This window comes from Synechococcus sp. R6-10 (genome assembly GCF_047461815.1).
Taxonomy (GTDB): domain Bacteria; phylum Cyanobacteriota; class Cyanobacteriia; order Thermostichales; family Thermostichaceae; genus Thermostichus.
The window spans coordinates 1-6,433 of the sequence record NZ_JANSHW010000633.1 but is presented as its reverse complement, the minus strand read 5'-3'; the positions used below and the strand labels follow the sequence as shown (position 1 = coordinate 6,433).

The 6,433-nt window shown below is 57.0% G+C and carries 6 protein-coding genes and 1 pseudogene; 4 read left to right on the top strand and 3 right to left on the bottom strand.

Annotated elements, in window-relative coordinates; all coding sequences use genetic code 11:
- Positions 1-55 precede the first annotated feature (55 nt).
- On the bottom strand, positions 56-583 hold the full coding sequence (locus NW837_RS14755) for a 2Fe-2S iron-sulfur cluster-binding protein (protein WP_414332325.1): 528 nt from the start codon (positions 581-583) through the stop codon (positions 56-58).
- 134 nt (positions 584-717) lie between these two features.
- Between NW837_RS14755 and NW837_RS14750 the strand changes: the two genes are divergently transcribed.
- Complete coding sequence (locus NW837_RS14750; RefSeq protein WP_414332323.1) at positions 718-1,542, top strand: tetratricopeptide repeat protein; 825 nt, start codon at positions 718-720, stop codon at positions 1,540-1,542.
- Between the two features lie 79 nt (positions 1,543-1,621).
- Here NW837_RS14750 and NW837_RS14745 read toward each other — a convergent pair whose 3' ends face one another.
- Positions 1,622-1,969 carry an STAS domain-containing protein gene (locus tag NW837_RS14745; RefSeq protein WP_414332321.1) on the bottom strand — a complete coding sequence of 116 codons (348 nt, stop codon included), beginning with the start codon at positions 1,967-1,969 and terminating at the stop codon, positions 1,622-1,624.
- Between the two features lie 153 nt (positions 1,970-2,122).
- Here NW837_RS14745 and NW837_RS14740 point away from each other — a divergent pair, with 153 nt between their 5' ends.
- The gene (locus tag NW837_RS14740; protein ID WP_414332319.1) at positions 2,123-3,304 is read left to right on the top strand and encodes a glycosyltransferase; all 1,182 of its coding nucleotides are present in this window, start codon (positions 2,123-2,125) and stop codon (positions 3,302-3,304) included.
- A gap of 8 nt (positions 3,305-3,312) precedes the next feature.
- Here NW837_RS14740 and NW837_RS14735 read toward each other — a convergent pair whose 3' ends face one another.
- On the bottom strand, positions 3,313-4,149 hold the full coding sequence (locus NW837_RS14735) for a Uma2 family endonuclease (RefSeq protein WP_414332317.1): 837 nt from the start codon (positions 4,147-4,149) through the stop codon (positions 3,313-3,315).
- A gap of 207 nt (positions 4,150-4,356) precedes the next feature.
- Here NW837_RS14735 and NW837_RS14730 point away from each other — a divergent pair, with 207 nt between their 5' ends.
- Positions 4,357-5,049, top strand: a complete 693-nt coding sequence (locus NW837_RS14730) for a response regulator transcription factor (RefSeq protein WP_414332315.1) — start codon at positions 4,357-4,359, stop codon at positions 5,047-5,049.
- Positions 5,050-5,591: 542 nt separating this feature from the next.
- A pseudogene (locus NW837_RS14725) lies at positions 5,592-6,433 on the top strand (hypothetical protein); the annotation flags it as partial.

Below are 6,433 nucleotides of genomic sequence, written 5' to 3'. Positions count from 1 at the left end.
TTTTGCCAAACCGCCTAAAGCTCAGTAAATTCAGCAAAGTTCAGGGTTTTGGGGGTTAGAGGCATGCTCCCCCATATTGCTGCACCAAGGCCCCCATTTGGGCGAAGTAGCGACCCAAGGTGTAGACAACATCGTAGGGAAAGTTCTCCTCGTCGAAGTTGGCCGTCCCCCGCAGGGAAGCGCTGAGAATGGCGGCGGTGACTTGGCTGCCGACCGAGTGGGCCTGCAATTGATGTTGGGCCACTTCCACATCTGCTTTATCGATCACCAGCCGCTGCAGGGTGACATCTCCGGTGATGCGGGTTTGACAGGCCAGGCGAATATGCACGGGAAGATCCAGCCGTTGAGCTAACTTCTTCTCGGCAGGAGTCATGCTGCGGCAGTTTTGGCTGCCTTCCAAAATCAGGATGCGACAGGTGGAGCAGGCGGCATTGCCCCCACAGGCATGGACATGGCGCACCCCCGCCTTGAGCAGATTTTCCAGAACCGTGAGCAGGGGATTGGCTTCCAAGGTGAGGTTGTCGGGGTAACAGGTGATCCGCATGGTTAAGAGGGAGTGAGGGGTGGCAAAAAGATTCAGCACTACCTAAATTCAGTACGGCATTGCCCTCCCCTTGGATGCTGTTTTCAAAAGTTTTGGGTATTGGGTAACCTCACCCCGCAGCCTGCCCCGGCGCCGATGATAGAGTACAGAGGAGTCTTCTGCGCGAGCCCTTTATGCCTCAGTCCAAACCCCAAGAATCCCCAGCCCGCAAGCTCCTCAACATTTTGCTGCTGGTGGTGGGCACGGTAACTTTCTTGGGCTTCTCCTTTGGCCCGCTATTCCAGGCCCTCGGGCCTTCCGAATCTCCAGAGGCCAGCCTGGTAACCGAGCAACTGCGGGCCCAGGCGGACGGCTATCGCGTCGTGCTGGAGCGGGAGCCGGATAACCCCATTGCCCTGCGGGGGTTGATCGACACCCAGCTGCAGCTCAACGAGCCGCAAGGGGCAATCGAGCCGCTGAAGAAGCTGGTACAACTGGAGCCCGAAAATCGGCAACTGAGAGCCTTTTTGGCCGAAATCCAGCAGGATACGGGGGATTTTGAAGGGGCATTAGAACAGCTCCAGATCCTTTACGAGGGGGATCCCAAAGATGGCCAGGTGCTGCAGCAGTTGGTGGATGTGCAGCTAACCCTGGGCCGCACCTCTGAGGCCATTGCCCTGCTGGAGAAGCATCTTGAAGAAGTGCCGGAAGATAATGATGTACGTTTGCGCTTGGCCTTTGTCTACGCCCGCAACAACCAGACTGAGAAAGCTGTAGTCCTCTACGACAAGTTGATTGCGGCGGATCCCAGTGATTTCACCCCCGTGTTGGGCAAAGCCATAGCCCTCAGCTCCGCCACCGATGAAAACCTACGGGCAAAAGCGCCTGAGCTGTTTGAGCAAGCAGCCCGGCTGGCCCCGCCCCAAGTTCGGGAGCAAATCCAGCAGCAAGCAGAGATTTATGCTCAGGTGAACCGGCCCCAGACGGTCGAGAACCAAAACAGCAACCCCTCCCCCTGAGCAGGTTTTCAACCGTTAGGCTAATCCAGGTGTTGAGAAGCTGATCCCTGACGGTTCTCAGTTGACCCGATAGGGAGAGCTACGGAAAAGACTCAAGTGCCTTTTCTACAGAGGGGTAGATCTCGTAAATGGCATCCAAGCCGGTGATGGAGAAGAGCAGCTTGACCTGCTCCTGCAGGCTGCAGAACTTGAGTTGATAGCCCGAAGCGCGGCAATGGCGATGCGCCCAAACCAGAACCGACAACCCCATGCTGTCGATCAGGCTAACCTGACTAAGATCCAACAAGAAATGTCCCGGTTTCTCGGTGAGAATTTGGCTTAGCTCTTTCCGTACCTCGCGGGCAATCGCGGCGTTGAGCCTTTCACTGTGCAATTTCACAACCGTAACAGGGGATCCCTTGTGGCTGAGCCGGATGAAGACATCCATGAAGAGCCCGGCAGGTTTGAGGGGGGATGGGCACAGGCACGATGCAACCAGACTGATTTTGAATTGCTAAATCACCATGAGTATGAGTTTGTCCTCCCTGGGCTTCTCTTGCAAGCATTCTTGGACACTTTTCCCTTACAGGTTAGAACTGGCATGAACGGGATCCCTGCCTGGGCTGGAGATGCTGCCGCCCTGAGTCTATTGGTTATGCAAGTGCCGATGCTGGCGGTGCTGCTGGCGCGGCTGCTGCCCTCTTTGCGGCGCCCTTCCCCTCTGCCTCCCGGTCAGCCTGGGATCCCTTTGCAGCCGGGCTTGGTCAGCGTGTTGTTGCCCACCCTCAACGAAGCGGAACGCATCGATCCCTGCCTGGAAGGATTGCACCAACAGAGCTCCGTCCTGCGGGAGGTGCTGGTGGTGGACAGCCGCTCTCAAGATGGCACCCCCGAAAAAGTGCTGCAGATGGCCAAGCGGGATCCCCGCTTTCGCCTGCTGACCGACGATCCCCTCCCCGGCGGATGGGTGGGCCGCCCCTGGGCTTTGCACTACGGATTTCTCCAGTCGGATCCGGCCTCTGAGTGGATCCTGGGCATCGACGCCGATACCCGCCCCCAGCCAGGCTTGGTGGAGCGCCTGCTGGAAACTGCCCAGGCCCAAAGGCTCGACCTGATCACCCTGGCACCGCAGTTTATCTTGCAGCACTGGGGGGAAGGCTGGCTGCAACCGGCTCTTTTGGTAACCCTGATCTATCGCTATGGGGCAGCCGGAGACAGGGCTACCCTGCCAGAACGGACGATGGCCAATGGGCAATGTATGCTAGTGCGCCGGTCGGTGCTGGAAGCGATGAATGGCTACACAGTGGCGCGGGCTTCATTTTGTGACGATGTGACCCTGGTGCGGCAGATTGCGGCAGCCGGCTTTAAAGTAGCTTTTTACGACGGTCGGCACCTGCTCAAGGTGCGCATGTACACTTCCTTTGGCGAAACTTGGCGAGAGTGGGGGCGGTCTTTGGATTTGAAAGATGCCACCCCTGTGGCCCAGTTGTGGGGGGATATAGCTCTCCTCGTCCTCACCCAAGGGATCCCTGGGCCGGTGGTTGTAGGGCTGTTGGGCAAAGCCGGGATGGGGTTTCCCTTTTCCCTGACGGAGCAGGTGCTGCTGGGGCTTAACCTAGGCTTACTGATTCTGCGCTTAGGTGTACTGCTGGGCATTCGCGGCTCCTATCAGGATCCCCCTTGGACGTTCTGGATGTCGCCTCTGGCGGATCCCTTGGCCGTTCTGCGGATAATCCTATCTGCCCTCAGCCGGCCCCGCTCTTGGCGCGGGCGCACCTACTAGGAGAGCCCTCAATCGGCTATTGCCTCGGGATCCACGCCCAACTCCCGCAATTTCGCGGCTAGGCGCTGCTGTTCCAGACGGGCCTGTTCGAGAGCTGCCTCTGCCGCCTCGGCCCGTTGCCGTTCCTGTTCAGCCCGCTGCCGCTCCTGTTCGGCCCGCTGCCGCTCCTGTTCGGCCCGCTGCCGCTCCTGCTCTATATGTTCACTCCCCCACAGCAGCAAACTCCCATCGGCAGTCCACCACCGCAACCAGTTGGCTTTGGTCTCGGCTTTTTGTCCCCGCCACACCCCCAAAAACAAGCCAATCTCCGGGATCCAGTAGCGACGGTTTTCATCCGCCGATACAGGGGTATAGCGGCCATTCTCCAGGCGGTAGACATCCAGCTCACCGGTTTTGGGATGAAAGATTACATAGACAGGCACCTGCAAAATGCGCTCGTAGAAATACCATTTTCCATAGGGATAGTGGGGATTGATGGAGTACTCGCCGCCCTCGGTTTCGGAGATGAATTCCATCACAATCGCCGGGGGATTCCCTTCTAAGTGTGGGGTATAGCTGCGGCGGATCTCTCCTTCGGGAATCGGCTGTACTGCGGGCACATAAACCCAGTCGGGGGCTTTCACCACCACCTTGTCCCCGACAGTGCTGCAAAGGCCAAAGTTGGAGGCGATCAAAGCCTGGGCAGGGATCATCTGAGCGAGTTCCAATGCCTCACGCAGAGCAGCAGCCAAAAGGGGCTGTAAGGTGCTTTCCACAGGCTCATCCGGCAAGGGAAAGTCTTCCGGCAGTTTTTCCCATCGAATGGGAGGTAGGGGCGGGGTGAGCCGAACAGGAGAGAGGGTCATGGCTTAGGATACTCATGGTGATAAGGTACATGAATGCCTTTTGAATAACTCAAAGCACTTGCTGATATCAACCCCAGGCAATTCCACAGGGCTGTTGCAGGCTAGGACGGATTCAGTCATCTCGACTGCCAATCCATACGGTTGAGATATGCTTGGGGGCAATGAGCAAGTTTTTCGGCGTCTTCCTTGGATTCAGCAAGAGAGCGTATGCCAGAACTTGAACCCACTTCTGCCCACATCCTGGTGATCGAAAGCGAATCCAAGCTGGCCCGTTTCCTAGAGACCGAGCTGGCCGGTGAGGGATATCGAGTCAGTGTGGCCAGCGATGGCACGGCGGGGTTGGCGGCAGCCCGCAACCATAGCCCTGACTTGGTGCTGCTGGACTGGATGTTGCCCGGCATCTCAGGTTTGGAAATTTGTCGGCAGCTGCGCTCAACGGGCAACCGCGTGCCGGTGGTGTTGATGACCGCCAGAGATGAGGTGGCGGATCGGGCAGCAAGCTTGGACGCTGGGGCGGATGACTACGTGGTCAAGCCTTTCAGCATTCAGGATCTGCTGGCTCGGATACGGATCTATTTGCGGCAGCCAAGGCGATCCCGCGACGGCCAGTTGGTGTTCATGGATCTGATTCTGGATCCCGTAACGCGGGAGGTAACCCGGGGAGAGCGACAGGTGGAGCTGACGGCCAAAGAATACGACCTGTTGCGCTACTTGATGGAACACCCCCGTCAGGTGCTCACCCGCCAACAGATCTTAGAGCATGTGTGGGGCTGCGACTTCACGGGCGACTCCAATATCATCGAGGTCTATATTCGCTACTTGCGCCTCAAGATCGAAGGCCCAGGGGAGAAGCGCCTTATCCAGACGGTGCGCGGGGTAGGCTACGTGTTGCGCGATTGACATGCCCCCCGCCCCAAAGAGCAAGGATTCTGGTTCCTGGTTCTGCGACAGCACTTAGCTGTATCAGGTTTCCCCTCCACGACGGCGGTGCCTATCTCCTCAGTCGTTCCCCCAAGCGCTCCGCGCCGCTAGCGTGAAAGACTTGGCCAAGTGGTGATTTCTCACCAAGTTCTGCACCTGCAAGTCCTCATAAACCACAATGTCGTGAGACATTCCCACACACTGGGCTAGCTCAATAACCCGGTCTCTACGCTGGCGCCAGACTTTGATTTGGTTGAAGTGTACCTCGCCAAGCCGCTTCCTCTACTTGTGGTAGTTGCTGTATTGAGGTTTTACCCCCTTCCTATTCACGCCAGCGGGCCGTGGGCCTAACTTTCTGCTCAGTCTTCTTTGCTGTTGCTTCAATCTCCTTTCGGCACGACGCAAAAACTGGAGACACGGCACAGCTTGCCCACTGCTGTCGCCCACATCCAGCCCCACCACCTGGCCGGTGTACTCTGTCATCCAAGGCTTGGTACTGCGCTGGAGTGGCGTTGAGGAGTTTGGCTTCTCTGACCAGCGTGGGTGTATCTTATCGCAGGTCTAACAGGGCAAAAGCCGTCCTGGAAGGGCGGGGCTTCAGGCCTAGCTTCTTGGTAAAGTTTGGAACTGCCCGCATTCGGGATTGCCTTAAACTTCTCTTAAATCCTGTTTCACAGGTAACTGCTAGCATGAGGCCAACTTCACTCCCACCCCCGGAAAGGAAGGCCTTTATGAACTGGCTGATGCTGCTTGGTCTGCTTTGTCTTCCTGCCTCTCTGTTTTCGTTTGTTGAGTATTTGCGCTCCCAAAGGTTGGTTCAACAGCTCTCTGCAACTCGGTTGCTCAAGATAGCCGAGCTTCGCCATCTCGGTCAGACCAACCCCCAGGCAAAAGGAGCAAACTTGGCTCAAGTTTACGGCAGGGTTGTGTGCGATCGGCCTTTGGTATCGGAACTTTCGCGACAGCCTTGCGTCTACTACAAGTCTGAGATCTCTTGGGAGTATGACGAGATCGAATGCTATCGAAGGTATTTGAATAGCCGAGGCGATGTAGCGTATAGCGAACGGATCAGCGAAGGCGAATATCAGAACGCTCTACGCTTGGGATCCCGAGCAAAATCCTATCCGGGGGAGATGGTCGGGAAAAAGCCCGGCTTGGGCTACTCTGACTCCGGTTCTTTTCAGAAAAGGGTTGATCCCGACTACTCTAATTCTTTTCCACAAAAGCCCAACCCTGGCTACCCCGGTTCCGGTTCTTTCCAGAAAAAGCCTGGTTACCCCGACTACCCCCAGCAGCTTGGCTCTCCAGGCTATCCTCAAAAATCGCCGTTTTCCGAAGTAAGCTCTCCCCAAAAACACTACGC